The organism is Rummeliibacillus sp. GQ308, from assembly GCF_059759115.1.
Genome location: NZ_JCAXDQ010000001.1, coordinates 1,237,465 through 1,259,060, shown reverse-complemented (window position 1 = coordinate 1,259,060; position 21,596 = coordinate 1,237,465). Strand labels below are relative to the sequence as shown.

Annotated in this window: 20 protein-coding genes; 2 read left to right on the top strand and 18 right to left on the bottom strand. The window is 38.7% G+C overall.

The genetic code is table 11. The features are described 5' to 3' along the window. Positions 1–101: 101 nt before the first annotated feature. Positions 102–728, top strand: coding sequence for a LysE family transporter (locus AC6CHJ_RS06165; RefSeq protein ID WP_147193588.1), 627 nt, complete (start codon positions 102–104; stop codon positions 726–728). On the opposite strand, the gene AC6CHJ_RS06160 is transcribed toward AC6CHJ_RS06165, so the two are convergent. The 5 genes from AC6CHJ_RS06160 to mce all read right to left on the bottom strand — a co-directional run bounded on the left by AC6CHJ_RS06160 (position 725) and on the right by mce (position 6,095). Then, on the bottom strand, positions 725–2,101 hold the full coding sequence (locus tag AC6CHJ_RS06160) for an amino acid permease (RefSeq protein ID WP_392994201.1): 1,377 nt from the start codon (positions 2,099–2,101) through the stop codon (positions 725–727). The two genes, AC6CHJ_RS06165 and AC6CHJ_RS06160, sit on opposite strands and share 4 nt — an antisense overlap. A gap of 179 nt (positions 2,102–2,280) precedes the next feature. Further along, a complete protein-coding gene (locus AC6CHJ_RS06155; protein ID WP_150284237.1) occupies positions 2,281–2,751 on the bottom strand; it encodes a chemotaxis protein CheW in 471 nt (156 codons plus the stop codon). 13 nt (positions 2,752–2,764) lie between these two features. Beyond that, positions 2,765–3,886, bottom strand: a complete 1,122-nt coding sequence (locus AC6CHJ_RS06150) for a M20/M25/M40 family metallo-hydrolase (protein ID WP_066786748.1) — start codon at positions 3,884–3,886, stop codon at positions 2,765–2,767. A 235-nt stretch (positions 3,887–4,121) separates the two neighbouring features. Beyond that, on the bottom strand, positions 4,122–5,678 hold the full coding sequence (locus AC6CHJ_RS06145) for an acyl-CoA carboxylase subunit beta (RefSeq protein ID WP_147193590.1): 1,557 nt from the start codon (positions 5,676–5,678) through the stop codon (positions 4,122–4,124). A 3-nt stretch (positions 5,679–5,681) separates the two neighbouring features. Next, positions 5,682–6,095, bottom strand: coding sequence for a methylmalonyl-CoA epimerase (gene mce / locus AC6CHJ_RS06140; protein ID WP_498287687.1), 414 nt, complete (start codon positions 6,093–6,095; stop codon positions 5,682–5,684). A 226-nt stretch (positions 6,096–6,321) separates the two neighbouring features. On the opposite strand from mce, the gene prli42 reads away from it, so the two are divergent. Then, the gene (gene prli42 / locus AC6CHJ_RS06135; RefSeq protein WP_150284233.1) at positions 6,322–6,417 is read left to right on the top strand and encodes a stressosome-associated protein Prli42; all 96 of its coding nucleotides are present in this window, start codon (positions 6,322–6,324) and stop codon (positions 6,415–6,417) included. A 39-nt stretch (positions 6,418–6,456) separates the two neighbouring features. Here the strand turns inward: prli42 and AC6CHJ_RS06130 are convergent, their stop codons facing one another. The 13 genes from AC6CHJ_RS06130 to AC6CHJ_RS06070 form a co-directional block, all read right to left on the bottom strand. Further along, on the bottom strand, positions 6,457–6,945 hold the full coding sequence (locus AC6CHJ_RS06130; protein WP_498287684.1) for a DinB family protein: 489 nt from the start codon (positions 6,943–6,945) through the stop codon (positions 6,457–6,459). A 90-nt stretch (positions 6,946–7,035) separates the two neighbouring features. Continuing rightward, the gene (locus AC6CHJ_RS06125; protein ID WP_498287682.1) at positions 7,036–7,338 is read right to left on the bottom strand and encodes a hypothetical protein; all 303 of its coding nucleotides are present in this window, start codon (positions 7,336–7,338) and stop codon (positions 7,036–7,038) included. Positions 7,339–7,519: 181 nt separating this feature from the next. Continuing rightward, positions 7,520–7,960 carry a BrxA/BrxB family bacilliredoxin gene (locus AC6CHJ_RS06120; RefSeq protein ID WP_147193594.1) on the bottom strand — a complete coding sequence of 147 codons (441 nt, stop codon included), beginning with the start codon at positions 7,958–7,960 and terminating at the stop codon, positions 7,520–7,522. 75 nt (positions 7,961–8,035) lie between these two features. Further along, positions 8,036–9,487, bottom strand: a complete 1,452-nt coding sequence (gene dacB, locus AC6CHJ_RS06115; protein WP_498287679.1) for a D-alanyl-D-alanine carboxypeptidase/D-alanyl-D-alanine endopeptidase — start codon at positions 9,485–9,487, stop codon at positions 8,036–8,038. Between the two features lie 108 nt (positions 9,488–9,595). Then, the gene (locus tag AC6CHJ_RS06110; RefSeq protein WP_147193596.1) at positions 9,596–10,330 is read right to left on the bottom strand and encodes an SDR family NAD(P)-dependent oxidoreductase; all 735 of its coding nucleotides are present in this window, start codon (positions 10,328–10,330) and stop codon (positions 9,596–9,598) included. Between the two features lie 190 nt (positions 10,331–10,520). Then, a complete protein-coding gene (meaB, locus tag AC6CHJ_RS06105) occupies positions 10,521–11,603 on the bottom strand; it encodes a methylmalonyl Co-A mutase-associated GTPase MeaB (protein ID WP_147193597.1) in 1,083 nt (360 codons plus the stop codon). Then, a complete protein-coding gene (scpA, locus tag AC6CHJ_RS06100) occupies positions 11,596–13,746 on the bottom strand; it encodes a methylmalonyl-CoA mutase (RefSeq protein ID WP_498287676.1) in 2,151 nt (716 codons plus the stop codon). Before scpA ends, meaB begins: the two co-directional genes overlap by 8 nt. Next, positions 13,743–15,407 (bottom strand): methylmalonyl-CoA mutase family protein, encoded by a 1,665-nt coding sequence (locus AC6CHJ_RS06095; protein WP_392995641.1) that lies wholly within the window; start codon positions 15,405–15,407, stop codon positions 13,743–13,745. Before AC6CHJ_RS06095 ends, scpA begins: the two co-directional genes overlap by 4 nt. A 200-nt stretch (positions 15,408–15,607) precedes the next feature. Continuing rightward, on the bottom strand, positions 15,608–16,885 hold the full coding sequence (locus AC6CHJ_RS06090; RefSeq protein ID WP_392994224.1) for a dihydrolipoamide acetyltransferase family protein: 1,278 nt from the start codon (positions 16,883–16,885) through the stop codon (positions 15,608–15,610). A gap of 17 nt (positions 16,886–16,902) precedes the next feature. Then, positions 16,903–17,886 carry an alpha-ketoacid dehydrogenase subunit beta gene (locus AC6CHJ_RS06085; protein ID WP_066786718.1) on the bottom strand — a complete coding sequence of 328 codons (984 nt, stop codon included), beginning with the start codon at positions 17,884–17,886 and terminating at the stop codon, positions 16,903–16,905. Positions 17,887–17,889: 3 nt separating this feature from the next. After that, positions 17,890–18,894: a thiamine pyrophosphate-dependent dehydrogenase E1 component subunit alpha gene (locus tag AC6CHJ_RS06080; RefSeq protein WP_147193600.1), complete on the bottom strand. Its 1,005-nt coding sequence runs from the start codon at positions 18,892–18,894 to the stop codon at positions 17,890–17,892. Between the two features lie 12 nt (positions 18,895–18,906). Further along, the gene (gene lpdA, locus AC6CHJ_RS06075) at positions 18,907–20,334 is read right to left on the bottom strand and encodes a dihydrolipoyl dehydrogenase (RefSeq protein ID WP_392994229.1); all 1,428 of its coding nucleotides are present in this window, start codon (positions 20,332–20,334) and stop codon (positions 18,907–18,909) included. Positions 20,335–20,474: 140 nt separating this feature from the next. Continuing rightward, positions 20,475–21,572, bottom strand: a complete 1,098-nt coding sequence (locus AC6CHJ_RS06070; protein ID WP_147193602.1) for a Leu/Phe/Val dehydrogenase — start codon at positions 21,570–21,572, stop codon at positions 20,475–20,477. Positions 21,573–21,596: the final 24 nt, after the last annotated feature.

Genomic DNA, 21,596 nt, shown 5'->3' with positions numbered 1-21,596 from the left:
CCCTTTAATTAATTTCATCATAGATTCCTCTAAATAATAGTTGTAGAATGGACAGCTTTTGAATAGCATGTACTAAACACTTTTCTTGAAGGAGATACTTAATGGGGATTTTTTTTAGCTATATTTTTCTAGGTTTATCCTTAGCTGCACCAATTGGTCCTGTAAATGCGGCACAATTGGACAAAGCGTTGAAATTCGGTTTCTTGCATTCATGGTTCGTTGGTTTAGGTGCCATTCTTGCTGACGGGATTTATATGCTTGTCGTCTATTTAGGGGTCGTACAGTTTCTTGATACGCCTTTTATGCAAACTCTATTATGGTCTTTTGGATGTTTTGTGCTTATTTATACAGGCATTGAGAGTATGGTTAGTGCTGGTAATGTACAAGTTACACCAAAAAAAAATAACGCTTCATTGTCAAAATCTTTCTTCTCTGGGTTTTTTATGTCCATCTCAAATCCACTAACAATCCTATTTTGGTTAGGTATTTATGGTTCGATATTAGCAAAGACCATTTCCGAAAATGATAATATGCACATTGCCCTCTATAGTTTCGCTATCTTTTTAGGATTATTGCTGTGGGATGTGACAATGGCTTTGACTGCTAGTAGCTTTAAAAAATTTGTTGCTGGAAAGCTGTTAGTGGCCATTTCTTTCATTTCCGGATTATCTTTAATTGGATTCGGTCTTTATTTTGGCATTCAAGCCATAAAACTAATGTTCTTCTAAATGCCTTTTGGATAACTATTTACTTTCTTTTTAGTACCTTTTTTCTGAGTGAAATGGCGAATAATCAGCACAATTGCAACAAAGGCTACAAATAATAAACTCATATAAAAACCCATTCTTGTTGACTTATGAAGCAGTGTCCCGCTTATTGCTACAAGAATTAACGCCATGCCAACAAAGCGTTTGATATGATCAAAACTGGTTGCCTTCACGATCTTTGGCAAAGAAATTAAAATAAAAAGCCAATTGTATAAAAGCATAAGACCGGCGGCAGTAGTGATGTATTCATATACTCGGTCTGGCATAATCCTTGAAAATATAATAGAAGCTATCAATCCACAAATCGTCAATCCAAGAGCAAATGGGGGCACTTTCAGTTTTCCTTGTTTAGAAAAGATTTTTGGCGCATCTGAGTCTTCAGACATCGTTACTAACATGCTTGTTACTGCAAATAATGATGCTGCCATTGTCGAAAAACCGGCGATAATAATAGCTCCGTTAAAAACATGTGGGAAAAACGATAGCTGGTATGGATCCAGTGCGATAGCAAATGGGCTTTCTTTTGCATTGAATTTTTCCAAGGCCGCTAACGAGGATGCGAGGAAAATGGATATTAGATAAATGGTTGTGAGTATAGCTAACATCACGTTGCCTGATTTCTTAACATCTTCTTTATTTTTTAGCCTTGTGGAGAGGATACCCATGATTTCAATACCGCCAAATGCATAAAAGCCGAATATAAGTGCACCCCATAGACCCATAAGACCATAAGGAGAAAATTCTTTTAAATTACTCGGCATGCTAAAATCATTTTTGCTGCCGCCAAATAAGCCGAATATAACTGCGATGGCCAAAATAATAAACATGAAAATCGCAGCTACCTTAATGACAGCAAATATATTTTCAATTTTTTCAAATCCTTTCGTACCAATCACTACGACTAGCACACCGAGAATTGCATAAATTGATGCAAAAATCCATAAAGGAACAGAAGGAAACCAAAAACGAGTAAGTAATGACAGGGCAGTCAATTGACTACCGGTAATAAGAATTTCTGAAAACCAATAAACCCATCCGCTACTAAATCCTGCCCAATTGCCGTAAGCTATCTTTGCATATGAGCGAAATGAACCTTTTTGTGGATTATGCGCAGACATTTTACCGAGAGCATCCATTACAATATAAGTACCTAAGCCTGCTAAAATGAATGCAATCATAATAGACGGCCCTGTTTTTGTTATACCTATTCCTGAGCCCAGAAAATAACCGGTCCCAATTATACTTCCTACTCCAACAAGTGATAGCTGCCACCAGGAGAGCTTCTTTTCCTTATTATCATCGCTTTGCGACCCAATACGTGAAGGAATTTCCATCAGAATCCCTGCCTTTCTTATCACGCCTATTTTTAGCAATATAATTAGATTTATACGCTTTACTCTTGTTTGCTAAAAGAGGAAGCAGATTGGCTCATATCATCGCTATTGGTTGTATGAACTAAAAAACAAAAAGAGCCATAAGCAATGGAAGCTTATGGCTCAAATAATAATGGTTTTTATATTTGGACTTCTTCGTCTTTAAGGTGTTGCAAGTAAGCTTTAATATCTTTAATTCCTTCCAATGTATCAACTAGCACATCTGGCGAAATCAATGTAATCAATCGATCATCTAGGTTTGCTACTGCCTCAAAGAATTGAGTTTTGGCATAATTAACAAGCCCAACTTGTTTCAGAGCAGATTCTTCAATGTCTAGAATTTCTTTAGCATCCGCCACCATTAAACCAAATATTAATTCGTCTGATTGAATGACTATCACTTTTGCAGTCGATAAATCGGCATTTCTCTGATATAAAATGCGCTCACAATCTAAAATGGGCCGCAACTCGCCTCTAATCTTTGAAAAACCAACTAAATATTCAGGAAGATGCGGAATAGGCGTAATATGTTCCGCCTTTTCTATTGCGTCCACACGTTCAACCGGCACTGCATATTCTTCTTTACCACATGAAAAAACGATAACTTTCATATTTGCTTTCCCTCTATTTCACTTTAGCAGAACATTTTACGATTTCTACAAGAAGCTCAGCCAATTTTTCTAGCTCTTCAATAGGCATTCTTTCGGATGTTGTGTGAATATTTTCATAGCCCAATGCCAAGTTAACTGTTGGTATGCCAAAGCCTGCGATTACATTGGCGTCGCTGCCGCCACCTGATTGCATTAATTTTGGTTCACGTCCAATATTGCTTGCAGCTTCTTGTGCAATTTGTACAACTAAATCATCCGGACCAAATTTGAAGCCAGGATACATACGTGCAACTTCTACTTCTGCTTCGCCGCCCAATTCTTTTGCAGCTGTTTCAAATGCTTCCTTCATATGATTTTCTTGTTGAATTAACTTTTCTTCTACAAGTGAACGACACTCTGCTAATACAGATGCTTCATCACAGACAATATTTGTAGCTTTACCGCCTTCAAAACGACCGATATTTGCAGTTGTTTCAGAATCGATTCGGCCCAACTTCATTTTGGCAATTGCTTTTGCAGCTATAGTAATAGCAGATACACCTTTTTCAGGTTCTACACCAGCGTGCGCTGTTTTTCCTTTTAATGTAGCAAAGATTTTTGTTTGGAATGGAGCTGCTGTAACAATGCCCCCTACCTTACCGTCAGAATCTACTGCAAAACCATATTTAGCAGTGATTTTGTTAGGGTCTAATTCTTTTGCTCCTTCAAGACCTGATTCTTCACCAGCTGTAATGATGAATTCGATGTCGCCATGCTCAATATTTTCTTCTTTTAAGCGTTTAGCTAATTCAAGCAGTCCAGCAATTCCTGCTTTATCATCTGCTCCAAGAATAGTTGTACCATCTGAATAAATATATCCATCTTCTTTAATTACTGGTTTAATACCTACACCAGGCACAACAGTATCCATATGGCATGTGAAGTAAATCGGCTGAACATCTGTTAATGAGCCTTTTAATGTTGCAATTAAGTTTCCTGATGCATGACCATTGCGGCTCGCTGAATCATCTTCAAAAACATCAAAACCTAATGCTTCTAATTTACTAATCAATACAGGCGAGATTTTTTCCTCATGATATGTTTCGGAATCGATTTGAACTAATTCCATAAATTCTTCTACAATACGGCTTGGCATGTTGCAAGACTCCTTTATTTATGTAATAAAAATGGTACTTTAAACCCTTAACTTACTGCGAAGTCAAAATTCCTAATGAAAAATAACTGCCTTAACTGTTAGGATGGGTATGCTTTAAGCACAGTGGAAAAGTAATAGTCCCACTGTTTAAAGTTTCAATAAATAGTTTATCATAATTCAGTCCAAACACCTATGTAGTTGCCTCAGCAGGCAACATTAACATTTAGTTTACTTGTTATAGAGGAATATTGCCATGCTTTTTATATGGCCGTGTTTCTTGCTTGGAGCGAAGCATTTCAAGTGACTGCATAAGCTTTATACGTGTTTCTCGCGGATCAATTACATCATCTACTAATCCGTGTGATGCCGCCACATATGGATTGGCAAACTTTTCTTTATATTCATCTATTTTTTTCGTACGCATCGCTTCTGGGTCACTTGCGCCTGCAATTTCAGAGGCATGGATAATATTAGCTGCTCCAGACGCTCCCATTACTGCAATTTCAGCATTTGGCCATGCATATACCATATCCGCTCCAATAGATTTAGAATTCAGTGCAACATAAGCACCACCATAAGCTTTTCTTAGAATGACAGTTATTTTAGGTACCGTCGCTTCTGAATAGGCAAAGAGAATTTTTGCGCCATGACGAATGATGCCGCCATGCTCTTGTTTAACTCCAGGGAAAAAGCCTGATACATCTTCAAATGTAATGATCGGAATATTGAAAGAGTCACATGTACGAACAAAACGTGCCAGTTTATCGGATGAGTCGATATCAAGCCCGCCAGCAAGTACTTTAGGCTGATTGCATACAAGTCCCACTGATTCACCATCAATTCGTCCAAATCCAACAACCACATTTTTTGCAAATTCTTTCTGCACTTCCATAAATGAATTTGCATCCACCACTTGTTCAATAACTTTCCTAACGTCATAAGCTTTTGTTTGATCAACTGGTACAATGTCTAGTAATTCTGAACGGAAATTATCGTCGTTTGAAGAATCTTCACGTCGTTGAGTTGGCGTTTTCTCTCTATTATTTTGCGGCAAATAACTAAGTAACTGTTTCACCTGTTCAAGTGCATCCGGTTCTTCAGACGCTCGAAAATGAGCATTGCCACTTATAGTATTATGGACTTTGGCACCGCCGAGTCCCTCTGAAGTAATTTTTTCACCTGTCACAGTTTCAATAACTTTCGGTCCTGTAATAAACATTTGGGATGTATTATCAACCATAAATATAAAGTCCGTAATAGCAGGTGAATAAACCGCTCCCCCTGCACAGGGTCCCATAATAACCGAAATTTGAGGGATGACGCCTGAATAAATAGAGTTCCGATAGAAGATATGTCCATAGCCATCAAGCGATAACACACCTTCTTGAATGCGGGCACCCCCGGAATCATTGATACCAATAAATGGAGCACCATTTTTTGCAGCTAAATCCATTACATTAGCAATCTTTTTCGCATGCATCTCGCCAAGCGCCCCGCCAAATACGGTGAAATCTTGAGAAAATACATATACCGGACGTCCGTTAACCTTGCCGTAGCCTGTTACTACGCCATCTCCTGGTCCCTTTTTTTCTGCCATGTCAAAATCAACTGTCCTGTGATGAACAAAGGGATTAATTTCTACAAATGTCCCTTCATCCAGTAGCAAATCAATGCGTTCACGTGCTGTTAATTTACCTTTTTCATGCTGTTTATCAATGCGAGATTCGCCGCCCCCAAGCTCAATTTCTCTTTTTCTATCATATAATTCATTAATTTTGTCATACATATCCATGTGTTAACTCTCCTTCTTTTCGTTACGTTCGACTAATTCATAAAGAACGCCATTCGATGATTTAGGATGAATAAAAGCAACCTTTGCCCTGCCCGCGCCGTTCTTTGGCTTCTCTGATAAAAGGGTTGCTCCTTCTTTTCGCATCCTTTCCATTTCTTCCTCAATGTTTTCTACTAAAAGAGCGATATGATGTATACCTTCTCCTCTCTTTTCTAAATATTTATATATAGCGCTTTCATTTGTAAGCGGCTCAAGTAATTCTATATGCGTATTGTTTGCATCTATAAATGCAACTCGCACTCCCTCTGACTCTACTTCTTCAATATTTAATAATTTCATTCCTAATACATTTGTATAATATGTAGTACGTTCATCTAAATTTTTAACGGCAATGCCTATATGATCTATGTTTTTCAATGCTGACACCCCTTTTGTATTCTAGTCTATTGTAGCTGAATTATTCAGAAAACTCTACTAATACTTGTTTATTGAATGAGATTTGGTAAAATATTTTTAAGAGATCAGCGAAACAAGTGAAACTTAAATTTAGGTTCTGTTTTCCGTATGTTGAGGGTATTCTGTCTTTGTCCTCTTGAGGATATGGATTAAAGAATTTATATAGCGGTAAAAAGGAGAGAGAACAATGAGCAATAAAACTATTCAAAAAGTAGTCGTTATATTAATGGCTCTTATTATGGTCATGTCCATTCTAACATTCGGTTTAGCAATGATTCGATAATAAAAGAGCAGACTCTTTAAATAGCAGTCTGCTCTTTTTTTATAGTCCTAGCTTTTGCTTAACTTCTTGTATTTGTAGAATATGCCTTTTTTCATGGTAGCCAACAAAAGGAATCCATTGATCGAGACTCATCAGTCCAAAAGCAGGGTGAGGAAATGCTTTTTGTTTAAGTATTTGTACGTCTACTGATTTTTCTACATCTTCTAACTGCTGATGTGAGGTTGATAATTTCTCTTCCAGCTCATTTATGCTAGCAAATTTATCAGATGGTAATGCAGTGGCAGGAGCGTTGACTTTAACATCGCGATTAACAGTTGCTTCAATAGGTTTATGACTTACTGTAGCATTCTCCCCTTTTTTTGCATTTTGCTTTATCATCATCGCTATATTTGACTCCAACAAGTATAAATGCTCTACAATTTCCTTGATAGACCATTCTTCTGATGAAGGTTTTTTATTTAAATTTTCATCAGATATGCCACTGATTTCTGTTAAAAGTTCTTCTCTTACTTGGTCATTGATTTTCATTCTGAAATCTCCCTTTATAAGTTTAGATTCACTTCTTTACACTCATAGTTTACTATACTATTACCTCTATACTGAAATGACAGGGCTCCGTTAAATTCTTACTACTTCTAAGATGTCGTTATAGTATTCTTTATGAGCTTCACATTTATGAATCTTTTCGTCTAATATGGCAATTTCTTGATCCATCCCCATTACCAATTCTTTAATAAATAATTGTGTCATGGCACTGCTGATGCTATCAAAGCTTTCAATTAATAACCGTCTTTTTTGAGATAGAACTCTTTGTTGTTGAATAGATTTCACTGCTTCTTCCGTTAATCGGTGAATCTCTTGCTGTATATCCTTTATCAATAGAGTAGCCACATCATCTGTATATTCTTTTATATCTATCATTCTTTCCCTCCTCTACGATTTTCCGTTATTCATAGAGTATGGAGAGCTTCTAAAAATTATTCATCTTTTAATATATTCTTTCTTGAAGAAATGATAGATCTAAATGAGAAGGAAGCATACCGCCTATTAGTTTATCAAAACAAAAAAGCTTCCAAAAGAGGAAGCTCTTATTACATTTCAATTATACTTCATCACAAAACTCTTCAAAATACGCTTGGATCGAAGTGATTACAGACATAGGATCATGTCCTTCAATTTCATGACGGCCAATTTCAGCCACTGGCTGCCCATCTTTCAGCATCACAAATGATGGAGATGAAGGGATATGGTCGTCACCAAAGTGCATACGTGCTTGTGCAGTAGCTTCTTGGTCTTGGCCTGCAAATACGGTTACTAGATGATCAGGACGTTTATCATAATTAATCGCGTGTACTGCTGCTGGGCGTGCAATACCCCCTGCACAGCCGCAAACAGAATTGACCATAACAAAAGTAGTTCCAGGACGGTTGAAAGCATCCTCTACTTGTTCGGCTGTTTTTAATTCTTCATAACCGTTTCCAGACAATTCACTGCGAGCTTGACGCAGCATATCTTGCATAAATAAATCGTAATCCATATTCATGTGTATTCGCTCCTTTTTTTACATCACTATTACTATAACAGGTGTTCGTCCACTTTTCAAAATGATCGTTTCAGATTATAGAACATGCGCAGCTTCCGTTAGAATATGATCAATTTCCTCTACAGAATCTTCTTGATTTTCGACAAGCAAGCTAAAGATATACATTTTGCCACTTTGTCCAATGAAATAACCACTTAAAGTATTTACATTTTCAATAGAACCTGTTTTTGCAAATACACGCCCATTTGTCAGAGGAGAGGTCAGTCGATTTTGGAGGGATCCCCCTGTTAGGCGATCATTCTTCCCCGCGATTGGCAAACTATTAAAATACGTATTAAACCACTTTTCGTCTTTATAAATCTTATATAATAATTCAGTTAAATCCTCTGCCGTCAAACGATTTTCTTGCGATAAACCCGACCCATCGTCCAACACAGCATTATTTATAGGGATGTGAGCAGATGCTGCATATTTCTTTATTGTTTTCAGACCAGCAGGAGTACTACCACGTTTTTTCACTTCTTTTCCGAGGGTCTTTACTAAAACATTGGAGATACTATTATTACTCAACTTCATATATGGAATCATTATATCTTTTAAAGGCACCGACTGCTTCTGTGCAATAAGGTGTGCGTTTTTCGGAGGTACGGCTCTGTAAAATGTGGTATCTGTAAAGTCTACTTGCTGACTTTTTAATGCCTCTTTAAATAATGTCATCGTCTGTTTTGTTGGCTGTGGAACAGCTATCCATTCTCTTACTGTCTGTTCCCTTGGCAAATTACCTGTAATATACACTTTACGTGTTCCAAATGCCCTTTCTATTTTGAGCGTATTCGGCTGTCCATATGCAACTGTTTTTGCCTCATTACGAATAAGTAGTTCTCCTTTAGCAGGTTCTATGTGCAATGTAGGCTTTTTCCCCTCTTTGTTACCCTTTGCCTCTATTAGGACGGAAGCTGCATCGTAATCTTTGTTAGGTGAAATCATTAATGCTGTGACAGGGGCAGCATAATAATAAGATTGGTCTTCTTTTTCAATGTGCGGAGTAAGCAATTTTTGATCAAAATAGAAATCATCAGCTACAATACGTCCATTAATTTTCTTTAATCCTTGACTATGAAGAAATGCGGCCAGTTCTTTCAAGTCGTTCATAGAAAGAGTAGGATCACCTTTTCCTTGAAGATACAAATCGCCTTGCAAAACACCTTTTTTCACTATTCCATCCATAAAGACATTCGTTTTGAAACGATAATTTTCCCCTAGCTCACTTAAAGCCGCTGCTGCTGTGAAAAGTTTCAAATTTGAAGCAGGTTTTTGTGACCTATCCCCATTATAATTAAATATAATTTGCCCTTCTAAATTACGAATGACCATACTGACATCAGCAGCGGGTAACTCTTGTACTATGGTGCTTCTTAGGTTCCCATCTATTTCTCCATCATTTTCAAAATTAGCACTAGCTATATTTGTGAACGGCATTGCACTAAAACATAGAATAATTAAGAAGAATATATACTTTTTGTACATATTTCCCTCCCCCAATAGAGCTTTAGGGCAAGTATATGAATAAGTAGTGCGAAATATGTCGAAAAAAAGAGTAACTGAGCTTATTTTCTCATTTACCCTTTCAACTTATTAATCCTCGTACATCATTTTCTTCGTCATCCCACCATCTATGGTAACATTCTGAGCTGTAATAAAATCGTTTTTAGGATGAGTAAGAAATATACATGCATTGGCAATGTCGTCGGGTTTACCAACCCTGCCGCTCAAATGCATTGCATGGTCATTTTCGGTTAGTGCCTCATAATCCTCTGTTTCAATCCAGCCTGGAGATATACAGTTGACCTTAATTCCATCTGGTCCGAATGATCGTGCTAAGGCATGCGTCAAAGCCACAATGCCTCCTTTTGTAGCAGCATATGCTTCTGTATTCGGTTCAGACATAAAAGCACGTGTTGATGCAATCGACACGATGGATCCACCATTTTCTTGTTTTCGCATATATTTTGCTGCTTCTCTAGAACATAAGAATACACTTCTCAGGTTGGTATTCATTATGTCATCCCATTCATCAATAGTAGATTCATATGGTGATACAGGCACGAATTTTCCTGCGTTATTGACTAGAACATCAATCTTACCCCAATGGTTTACAGTTTCGCTCATCAAATGGATAATATCCTCTAGTTTTCGCACATCCGTTTGCACAAATATGGCACGGCTACCCAATTCCTTAGCAAATTCTTCTCCTGTAGGATTGATATCAGCCAACACTAAATTTGCATGTTGTCTTGCATACATTAATGCGATAGATCGACCTATTCCTTTTGCCGCTCCTGTAATAACTACTGTTTTCGCTGCGAACATATTTTATTTCCCCCAGTCAATACTATTTTTTTAATATTTAAAATATTTTATTTAGTAGATATCTCTTTTAGATGTTTCCTACTTTAATGTAGATTTTATTGGATTGTTATATTCAATTTACAGCATGAGAACTACGATTAAGCGTTAACAGCTTTTTTCATACGAGAAGCACGAAAAAACCGAGCTAAATTCACTCAGTCTTTTCGTCAGAAAATAGTAAATCAACTGCCTGAGATACAGTTATCTGTCCTTCAGATATTTGTTTTTCAAATTGAGAAACTCGTTGTTTTGTATCATTATTTGCATAAAAAGTGTCGATCAAACGATCTCGAATCATAGCCTGGAACCATTCAGTTGTCTGTTTGGTACGACGGCTTGACCAAAAACCCGTTTTCATACAGGTTTCCCGAAATTCTTCAATCGTTTCTTGTATTCTTGATAATCCTTTGTTTTCAAGAGAGGATACAAGGTGTGTCCTTGTATCCCACCCAGGTGTGGCAGGCTGTAAAAAATGCTGTATTCGTTTGTACTCTGACATGGTTCTTTGCGCTGGACGAAGATTATTCCCATCAGCTTTATGCACAATAATTGTATCTGCTAATTCCATGATGCCTTTTTTCATTCCCTGTAGTTCATCTCCTGCTCCTGTCAGGACAAGAAGTAAAAAGAAATCTACCATACCTCTTACAATTGTTTCGCTCTGGCCGACTCCCATCGTTTCGATTAGTACAATATCGTAGCCTGCTGCTTCACATAATAGCATGGTTTCTCTTGTTTTTTTATGCACACCGCCTAAAGTCCCCGCTGAAGGAGACGGACGGATAAATGCATTGGGCTCACGTGAGAGCTGCTCCATCCTTGTCTTATCTCCGAGAATGCTGCCTCCATTGACTGTGGAGCTTGGGTCAATAGCGAGTACAGCAACTCTATGTCCTTTTTCACAGAGCATTTTGCCGAAAGCTTCAATGAAGGTGCTTTTCCCCGCTCCTGGAACACCAGTTATACCAATTCTAATGGAAGCACCTGTATAGGGAAGCATCTTTTTAAGTAAGTCCTGCGCATCCGATTGATCTTCTGGATGAGCACTTTCAAGAAGGGTAATGGCTTTTGCCAAATGCAGACGCGAGCCTTCCCTTATATTTTCAGCTAGTTCGTCTAGATTCTGTTTGACTTTCGTCTTTTTAACAAACTTCTTTCGTTTGGTTTCCTGCATCCCGTCATGTATCGATTGAACCCCTGGCTGGACAAATAATGCTGATTTTTTATCAGTCATTTACTTCCTCGTACCCTAAATTCTTATAGATAAGTTCAATCATTTTTTGAGATGCAATAGGCAATACTGTACCAGGTCCAAAGATCGCTTGGGCACCGCTCTGATATAAAAATTCGTAATCTTGAGCAGGTATAACACCACCGACAATCACGATAATGTCTTCTCTGCCTAGTTTTTTCAATTCATTAATGAGAGCGGGCACTAATGTTTTATGACCAGCTGCTAGAGACGAAACGCCAACAACATGAACGTCATTTTCTGCCGCCATTTGTGCGGTTTCTTCTGGCGTCATAAATAACGGTGATATATCCACATCAAAACCAAAGTCTGCATACCCAGTAGCAACAACTTTAGCTCCGCGATCATGGCCGTCTTGGCCCATTTTAGCGACTAAAATCCTTGGGCGTCTTCCCTCATTTTCTAAGAATTCCTCAGTCATTTGTTTGATCTCTTCGATAGCTTCCTTATCAGAATAGTTGGAAGCATAGACACCGCTAATAGAGCGGATGACTGCTTTATGTCGTCCTGCAGCTGACTCAATTGCATCCGAAATTTCCCCAAGCGTGGCTCTTGCCCTTGCTGCATCTACAGCTACTGTAAGTAAGTTTTCCTCCCCTGTTTCTGCAGCATGAGTTAAGCGATCTAATTCATAGCGTACTTTCTTTTCATCTCGTTTTTCTTTCATTAATTGAATTCGATCAATTTGCGATTGACGTACCATCGTATTATCGATATCTAAAATTTCTATAGGATCCTCTTTATCTAAACGATATTTATTGACGCCTATGATTGTTTCTGTTTTAGAATCAATTTTAGCTTGCCGCTTTGCGGATGCTTCCTCAACTCTCATTTTAGGTAGCCCGGTTTCAATTGCTTTTGCCATACCACCTAGCTCTTCAATTTCCTCAATCAACGTCCATGCAGACTTTGTTAATTCGTCAGTCAACTTCTCAACATAATAAGAACCGCCCCACGGATCAATTGTTTTGGTCATTTGTGTTTCATTTTGCAGAAAAAGCTGTGTATTTCTTGCAATCCGAGCAGAAAAATCTGTCGGAAGTGCGATGGCTTCATCTAAAGCATTTGTATGCAGTGACTGTGTATGCCCCATCGTTGCTGCATTGGCTTCAATCAAAGTCCGTGTCACATTATTAAACGGGTCTTGTTCTGTTAAAGACCAGCCAGATGTTTGTGAATGTGTGCGAAGTGCGAGTGTCTTTGAATTTTTAGGATTGAACGTAGACATCATTTGAGCCCATATGCGGCGAGCGGCACGCATTTTGGCGATTTCCATATAATAATTCATGCCTATCGCCCAGAAGAAAGACAATCTCGGTGCAAAATCATCGATGTCAATGCCTGCCTTCAGTCCTGTACGGACATATTCGAGTCCATCTGCTAAAGTATAAGCTAACTCAATATCATTTGTGGCTCCAGCTTCTTGAATATGATAGCCTGAAATAGAAATAGAATTGAATTTCGGCATAAATTTAGACGTATATTCAAAAATATCAGCGATGATTTTCATCGACATTTCAGGCGGATAAATATATGTATTACGCACCATATACTCTTTTAAAATATCATTTTGGATTGTGCCTGCAAGCTTATCTGGAGTGATGCCTTGTTCTTCAGCAGCTACTATATAAAAAGCAAGCACCGGTAGCACTGCACCATTCATTGTCATGGAGACAGACATCTGATCAAGCGGGATTCCATCAAATAGAATTTTCATATCTTCAACAGAATCAATGGCAACTCCTGCTTTACCTACATCCCCCGTCACACGAGGGTGGTCAGAATCATAGCCTCGGTGTGTTGCAAGGTCAAATGCAACGGAAAGGCCTTTTTGGCCCATTGCTAAGTTTCGGCGATAGAAAGCATTCGATTCCTCTGCAGTTGAAAAACCAGCATATTGCCGAATCGTCCATGGACGGCCAATATACATAGTTGGATAAGGTCCTCTTGTATTAGGCGCGATTCCTGCTACATCATGAAGATGCACTGCGGTTTTAATATCATTGAACGAATAGCTGGTTTTAACTTCTATATTTTCATTAGTCATAAATGTAGATTGTTTTTTTGATGGAAGTTCATCACGCAAAACTTCTTCTATGTGAACAGTTGAAAAATTAGGTTTCATCGTTGAACCTCCTTCAATGTTTCAGCAATATTCTTCAACTTTTGAATCATATTTTGGCCTTTGTATAAATATCCGTTTAAACCTTTTGCTTGCCAATCGGTATCGAATTTCCCCGCCACATCCAATATAATAGAGGCTGGTTTTTCTTCCAACAAAACAGGGATTGCAGTCAGAGTATCCTCATCTGTTGCACAGAAAATGACATAATCCTCTTTGCTATTTTTTAACCACTCCTTAGCTTTTTCTATATCTGTTGTAGGCTCTATTACGTTAGAAAGCATACCTGCAGTAGCTAAGACCCCTGTAGCGAAATCTATACGCGGCTTAATCTTTTTCAAATCGCCAAATGGCAAAATTGCTGCTTTGACTTTTGCATCTTTCATTGTTCGTCTTAAACCTTCGAATGGTTCTGAAAGACGTTTGACTTTGTAAAATGTTTCAACTGAAGCCTCTTCATTAGCATCAGCAAAATCGTTTGTGCCAACAAGTATGGTTTTCCTTGTTTCCACTTCAAGAAGACGTTTAGTCATTGTTTCTTCAAGCTCTTTTTCTATTTGGCCACTTTCTACATATTGTGTATAGCCGCCCATTGCTTCAATTTCAACAAACTTTCCCCAAGCTTCTTTAGCTAAATCGTGCGTTAACGATTCGATATAATAAGCACCACCAGAAGGGTCCTCTATCTTGGTAACATGCGATTCTTCGCGTATTACCAAGCCCACATTTCGTGCAATCCGAACTGATTGGCTTGATGGCTTTGTTATAATATTATGAGGGTGTACTGTTAAAAGATCAGCTCCGCCTATAGCTGCAGCAAATGCTTCATTCCCTGCCCGTAGCAAGTTTACGTAAGGATCTAATTTTGAGAATCTTCTAAGAGATGTTTCTGCATAAATCTTTACAGGTTTTGGATTTTCAATACCGTAAGCTTTAGCGAATGCTTTCCAAAGTATTCGAAAAGCTCGAAGTTTTGCTATCTCCATAAAAAATTGTGTATCAATTGAAAAGGCAGCGAAAAATTGATTTTCAAGCTGATTAAAATCTGTTTCTTTTTCCATTTGTTCACTCGCTATTGCAAGAGCTATGGCTAATTCTTGTACAGCGTTTGCCCCTTTGTAATGAGCATCCATTATGTTAGCGCTTACCTTTCGAACATTCTGAAAACCGTTGATTTGACAGTGCTCATTAGATAATACAAAACCTTTGGCTTCTTTATTTTCTATAAAGTTAAAAACATTTAGGATTTCTGGATCTGCAGTCCGTATAAAAAATGGATGGTCATTCAGCAATCCTGCGAGTTTTTTCAGAGCCTCTTCACTCCACTCAAAGCTCACTTGGTCAATCATTAAATATTGATTACCGAATAATACAGAATTCTTTAATTCAGAGATGTATTCATCAATACAATCAGCGTAGGTGGATTGGGCAATCGCAAAAGCACCTTCACTCCTCATCTCTCGGACTGTGTTAGCTTGTGCATCTAATTTTCCATCTAATGTATTCAATAAGTCTTCCATGGTATAAAGCGGTTCAATTGTAATACCTTCAATAGTTTTAGTGAAAAGCGACTCAAATGGCTTCCCTTTTAATGCTTTTATCGAGGCTTCTTTCCATTCCTCATAAGATGGTTTCGGGAAATTTACTTCTTTCATATTTGTCATACGCACGCGTAGATGCTTCCCCCCTTTGTCATTCTTACTACTATTTTACACAATATGTACATAGCTTAAAAGTAAAAGAAGTCTGAAAACCATTTCAACTAGGTTACCAGACTTCTTTTTTATTTATTCCACTTTGTCATTTAAAAAGATTTTGTTGGAAGAAGAAATGAGGCTCTCAATATCATTCTCCAGTATCTATCTTAATAAATGGACATTGTATCTTTTGAATAGCCCTCAAGCAATTCTTTGACACGTGAAAGGAATTTGCCACTCACTAAACCATCAAGAATACGATGGTCAATCGATAAGCATAAATTAACCATATCTCGTGCTGCAAACATGCCGCCTTCCATAATCACCGGACGTTTCACAATGGATTCAATTTGTAGAATCGCCGCTTGAGGATGATTAATGATGCCCATTGATTGGACAGAGCCGAATGCTCCGGTATTATTAACGGTGAAAGTACCGCCCTTCATATCATCTGATTTCAGCTTGCCAGCACGCACTTTCGATGCTAACTCATGAATTTCCTTGGCAATGCCTTTAACTGATTTGTCATCTGCATTTTTGATAACAGGCACAAATAGGGCATCCTCAGTTGCGACAGCGATGGATAGATTGATATCCTTCTTCTGGATAATTTTATCGCCTTGCCACTGTGAATTCATCATAGGGAATTCTTTTAAAGCTTGTGAAACTGCTTTTACAAAGAAAGCAAAGTATGTGATGTTATATCCTTCACGTTTTTTAAAGTCACCTTTAATTGAATCACGGTAATTCACCAAATTAGTGACATCAGCTTCCATCATTAGCCACGCATGCGGAATTTCCTGTGTACTATTCACCATATTTTTAGCTATGGCACGACGGACGCCTGAAACAGGAATTTCAATATCGCCTGTAGCAGTTGGCTCATACGTTTTTTCTTCTTTAACAGGTGCTGGTTCAGCCTGAATTGTAGGCTGCTCTGGAGTAGCAACTGGTTTTGCTTCTACTTGTGGATTTGGTTTAGTAGCTGGCATTTGTCCGGAATCAATAATCTTTTGAATATCTTTTCTTGTAATCCGCCCAGAAGTTCCACTGCCTTCAACCATATTCAAGTCGATGCCATGCTCTGATGCCATACGAACGACTGCAGGAGAATACCTTTTTTTCATACTTTGATCGCTTGCTGATTCTTCATTCTTTGTTTCTGCAGGAGCGGAAGCCTCTGTTTTTACTTCTGCAGCTCCGCCCTCAATTTCAACCTTACAAACAACTTCGCCCACCGCAATGGTGTCACCTTCGTTTGCGATTAATTCAATGATTTTGCCCGCAAAGGATGATGGGAGTTCAGCTGTTACTTTATCTGTCTGCACTTCCGCTAATGTATCGTACTTTTTCACTTCGTCGCCCGGTTTAACTAACCATTTTTCGATTGTGCCTTCCGTTACACTTTCTCCTAGTTGTGGCATTGTAATTTGTTCAATTGCCATTTTAAAACCCCCTTTGCTTAAAATGCAGCTAATTCACGCATTGCTACTTCTACTTTATCTGGATTAATCATAAAGAATTTTTCCATTGTTGGCGCGTAAGGCATAGCCGGTACATCAGGACCTGCTAAGCGTTTGATTGGCGCATCCAAATCGAATAGCGCATGTTCCGCAATAATCGCAGAGACTTCGCTCATGACGCTACCTTCTTTATTATCTTCTGTTACAAGCAATACCTTACCCGTTTTCTTTGCAGCTTCAATAATAGCCTCTTTGTCTAATGGGTAGATCGTACGTAAATCCAATACATGGACAGAGATGCCGTCTTTTTCCAAACGTTCAGCTGCTTGCAATGCAAAATGTACCCCAAGGCCATACGTAATGACAGTCAAATCTTCGCCTTCTCGTTTCACATCAGCTTTGCCGATTTCAATTGTATAGTCCTCTTCTGGCACTTCGCCTTTAATCAGGCGGTACGCTCTTTTGTGTTCAAAGAAAAGGACAGGATCGTCATCGCGAATCGCTGCTTTTAACAATCCTTTCGCATCATATGGAGTTGATGGAATGACGATTTTTAAACCGGGTTGATTAGCAAATACTGCTTCTACTGATTGTGAATGGTAAAGCGCGCCATGGACTCCTCCACCAAATGGAGCACGAATAACCATTGGACAATTCCAGTCATTATTTGAGCGGTAACGGATTCTAGACGCTTCCGAAATAATTTGATTGACTGCAGGCATGATAAAATCCGCAAATTGCATTTCGGCAATAGGTCTTAAACCATACATCGCTGCACCAATACCAACTCCGACAATTGCTGATTCGGCAAGAGGTGCGTCAATCACACGTTCTTCACCGAACTCATCGTAAAGGCCTTGCGTTGCTTTAAACACGCCGCCCTTTAAACCGACATCTTCTCCAAGAATAAAGACACGATCGTCTCTTTCCATTTCTTCTTTCATCGCTAATGTAATGGCATCAATATATGATAAATTCGCCATCTGCTACACCTCCTCATGGTTTCCGTAGACGTATTGCAATGCATGTTCCGGCTCCGCATATGGAGCGTTTTCCGCATAATCTGTCGCTTCGTCAACCTCAGCCATGATTTCTTCTTGCATCTTTTCTTCTATTTCTGAAGTTAGAACGCCTAAATCTTTTAAATATGCTGCAAAGCGAACAATCGGATCATTCGCACGGCCTTCTGCCAAATCTTCTTCTGTTCTGTATTGACGATGGTCATCATCAGATGAGTGTGCAGTTAAACGATAGCAGATCGTCTCAATTAAGCTTGGTCCCTCACCGTTTCTTGCACGATCTGCTGCTTCTTTCATCACTTTATACACTTCAAGCGGATCGTTGCCATCTACTGTTACGCCAGGCATACCGTAGCCAATCGCACGGTCTGAGACATTTTCACACGCAACTTGCTTGCTAAGCGGCACTGAAATAGCATAGCGGTTATTTTCTACCATAATAATAACAGGAAGCTTGTGAACACCAGCAAAGTTAGCTCCTTCATGGAAATCACCTTGGTTTGAAGATCCTTCTCCAAGACTAACAAATGTGACAAAATCTTCTTTTTGCATTTTCCCCGCAAGTGCCACACCTACCGCATGTGGAACTTGTGTCGTTACAGGTGAAGAACCTGTAATAATGCGGTTTTTCTTTTGGCCAAAGTGACCAGGCATTTGGCGGCCGCCAGAGTTAGGATCTTCCGCTTTCGCAAATGCAGAAAGCATTAACTCTTTTGCTGTCATGCCGAAATGTAGCACAACGCCCATATCCCGGTAATACGGTGCGACATAATCTTTTTCATTATTTAAAGCAAATGCTGCGCCGATTTGAGCTGCCTCTTGTCCTTGGCAAGATATAACGAATGGGATTTTACCTGCACGGTTTAATAGCCACATTCTTTCATCAATACGTCGGGCAAGCAGCATTGTTCTATACATATCAAGTACTACTTCATCAGATAAACCTAAAGCAGTATGTTTATTTTCAGTCATTATGATCTCTCCTTAGAAATGAATTGCCATTCCATCAACAGCAAGGGCCGCTTCACCTATTGCCTCAGATAAGGATGGATGCGGATGAATATGCGCAGAAATTTCAAAAGGTGTTGCATCAACTAACATTGCAAGGCTTGCTTCGGCAATCAATTCCGTTGCATGCGCACCCATAATATGCACACCGACTAGATCGTTTGTCTTTTTGTCTGCAATCATTTTAACAAAGCCTTCAGTCTCACCAAAAACAAGCGCTTTGCCAATTGCTGCAAATGGGAATTTACCCACTTTTACATCAATTCCAAGTTCTTTCGCTTGTTTCTCTGTATAGCCGATACTTGAAATTTCCGGGCTTCCATATATACAGCGTGCAATTTTATGGGCTTCCATCGGCCATGTTTCTTTACGAGCAATATGGTCTACAGCATGAATTCCTTCGTGTGAAGCAACATGAGCTAATTGTAAGCCGCCGATTACATCACCAATAGCATATATATGTGATTCCTTCGTTTGGTAATGCTCATTGACTTGGATGAAACCTCGTTCTACTTGGATATCTGTATTTTCAAGGCCGATGTTTTCAATGTTTGCTTGTCTTCCGACAGACAATAGAAGTTTTTCAGCTGCAAAGATTTGCGTTTTGCCATCTACTTCAGCTGTAATCTCAAAACCATCACCTGTTTCTTTATACGTATCAGGTAGCGTTTTTGCATTTGTAACTATCTGAATGCCACGTTTTTTCAGTGATGTTGCCATTGCTTTTTGGATGTCATGATCTTCTGTTGGCAATATCGAATCTGAATATTCAACAACCGTAACTTCCACTCCAAAATCATGTAACATAGATGCCCATTCAATCCCTATAACTCCGCCACCAACGATGACAATTGATTGAGGTAAGGTTTCAAGTGACATTAAATCATCTGATGTTACAATATTTTCACCATCAGGTGTTAGTCCCGGAAGCGTCCGTGGTCTAGAACCTGTGGCGATAATTACGTTTTGTGGGATTAACATTGCATTTTCTCGACCGTCTTTAAATTCGACAGAGATTGTGCCAGGCATTGGCGAAAAAATCGAAGGGCCTAATATTCTGCCATAGCCTTCGTATACATCAATTTTCCCTTTTTTCATCAATGCTTGGATTCCTGCATGAAGTTTATCTATGATACTATTTTTTCTTTTTTGAGCCTGCTCAAAATTGAATGTGACTTCTTTTACATCTACACCAAAATTCTCTGCATGCTCTTTTGTTGTCCGGTATACTTCTGCGCTTCGTAGCAAAGCTTTACTTGGTATACAACCTTTATGTAAACAAGTTCCCCCTAGTTTCCCTTGTTCCACAATGGCAGTCGATAGACCCAATTGCGCGGCGCGAATCGCGGCAACATAACCTCCAGTGCCTCCACCTACTATGACAAGGTCATAATTCTTAGCCATAAGAACACTCTCCCTATTTTATACTAATATCTTTTAATATTAAAAGAATTGAATAGCTACCGTTTTTCACGGCAGCTATTCAATTTTATTACCTGGTACTAAATTATATCATAAAATGCTAGATTGTCATCTCTTGATTCTTATCCGCGTTGTGATAAGATATTTTTTTCGTTTTTCAAGAATGTGCCTCTTGATTTAGCCATTCTTTCAATTCTATCCTCTGCCATACGATTTGCAGCTAAGTATGTTGGAATATTATCACGTTCTGAAATTTCAACAATTTTTGTAATGCTATCATAAATACCTTCAACTTTTTTCATAGCGCGATCATAATTGTAACCGTATAATTCATCAGCTACATTGATAACACCACCTGAGTTGATTACGTAGTCTGGAGCATAGATAATGCCTTTTTCGTGAATGATCTCACCATGTTTTGAGTCTTTCAATTGGTTATTTGCAGATCCTGCAATTACTTTTGCTTTTAATTGCGGAATTGTTTCATCATTGATGATTGCTCCTAATGCACATGGAGCAAAGATATCCACGTCTTGTGCATAAATTTCTTCAGGGCTAACAGCAACTGCACCAAATTCATCAACTACACGTTTGACAGCGTTTTCATTAATATCGGTTACGATAAGTTTTGCGCCTTCTTCGTGAAGATGCTTGCATAGTGAATAAGCAACATTTCCAAGACCTTGAACAGAAATGCGTTTTCCTTCTAAGCTATCTGTTCCAAATGCCGCTTTAGCTGCTGCTTTCATACCTACATAAACACCGTATGCTGTTACAGGAGAAGGGTTGCCTGATGAACCGAATGCAGGTGAAATTCCTGTCACATAATTTGTTTCTTCATGGATTAAGTCCATATCAGCAACTGTTGTACCCACATCTTCTGCAGTAATGTAGCGTCCGTTTAAGCCTTGGATGAAACGGCCTAATGCGCGGAACATTTCTTCATTTTTGTCTTTAAATGGATCTCCCATGATTACAGTTTTACCACCGCCAAGGTTAAGTCCAGCTGCTGCATTTTTATATGTCATGCCGCGCGCTAAACGAAGTGCATCTTCAATAGCTGCTTCTTCTGATTCATATGTCCACATGCGAGTACCACCAAGCGCAGGTCCTAGTGTAGTATCGTGAATAGCGATAATCGCTTTCAACCCTGAAGTTTTATCTTGGCAAATAACCACTTGTTCATAATCATATTTTCCCATATATTTGAAAATTTCCATCTTAATAATTCCTCCTTCGAAGTT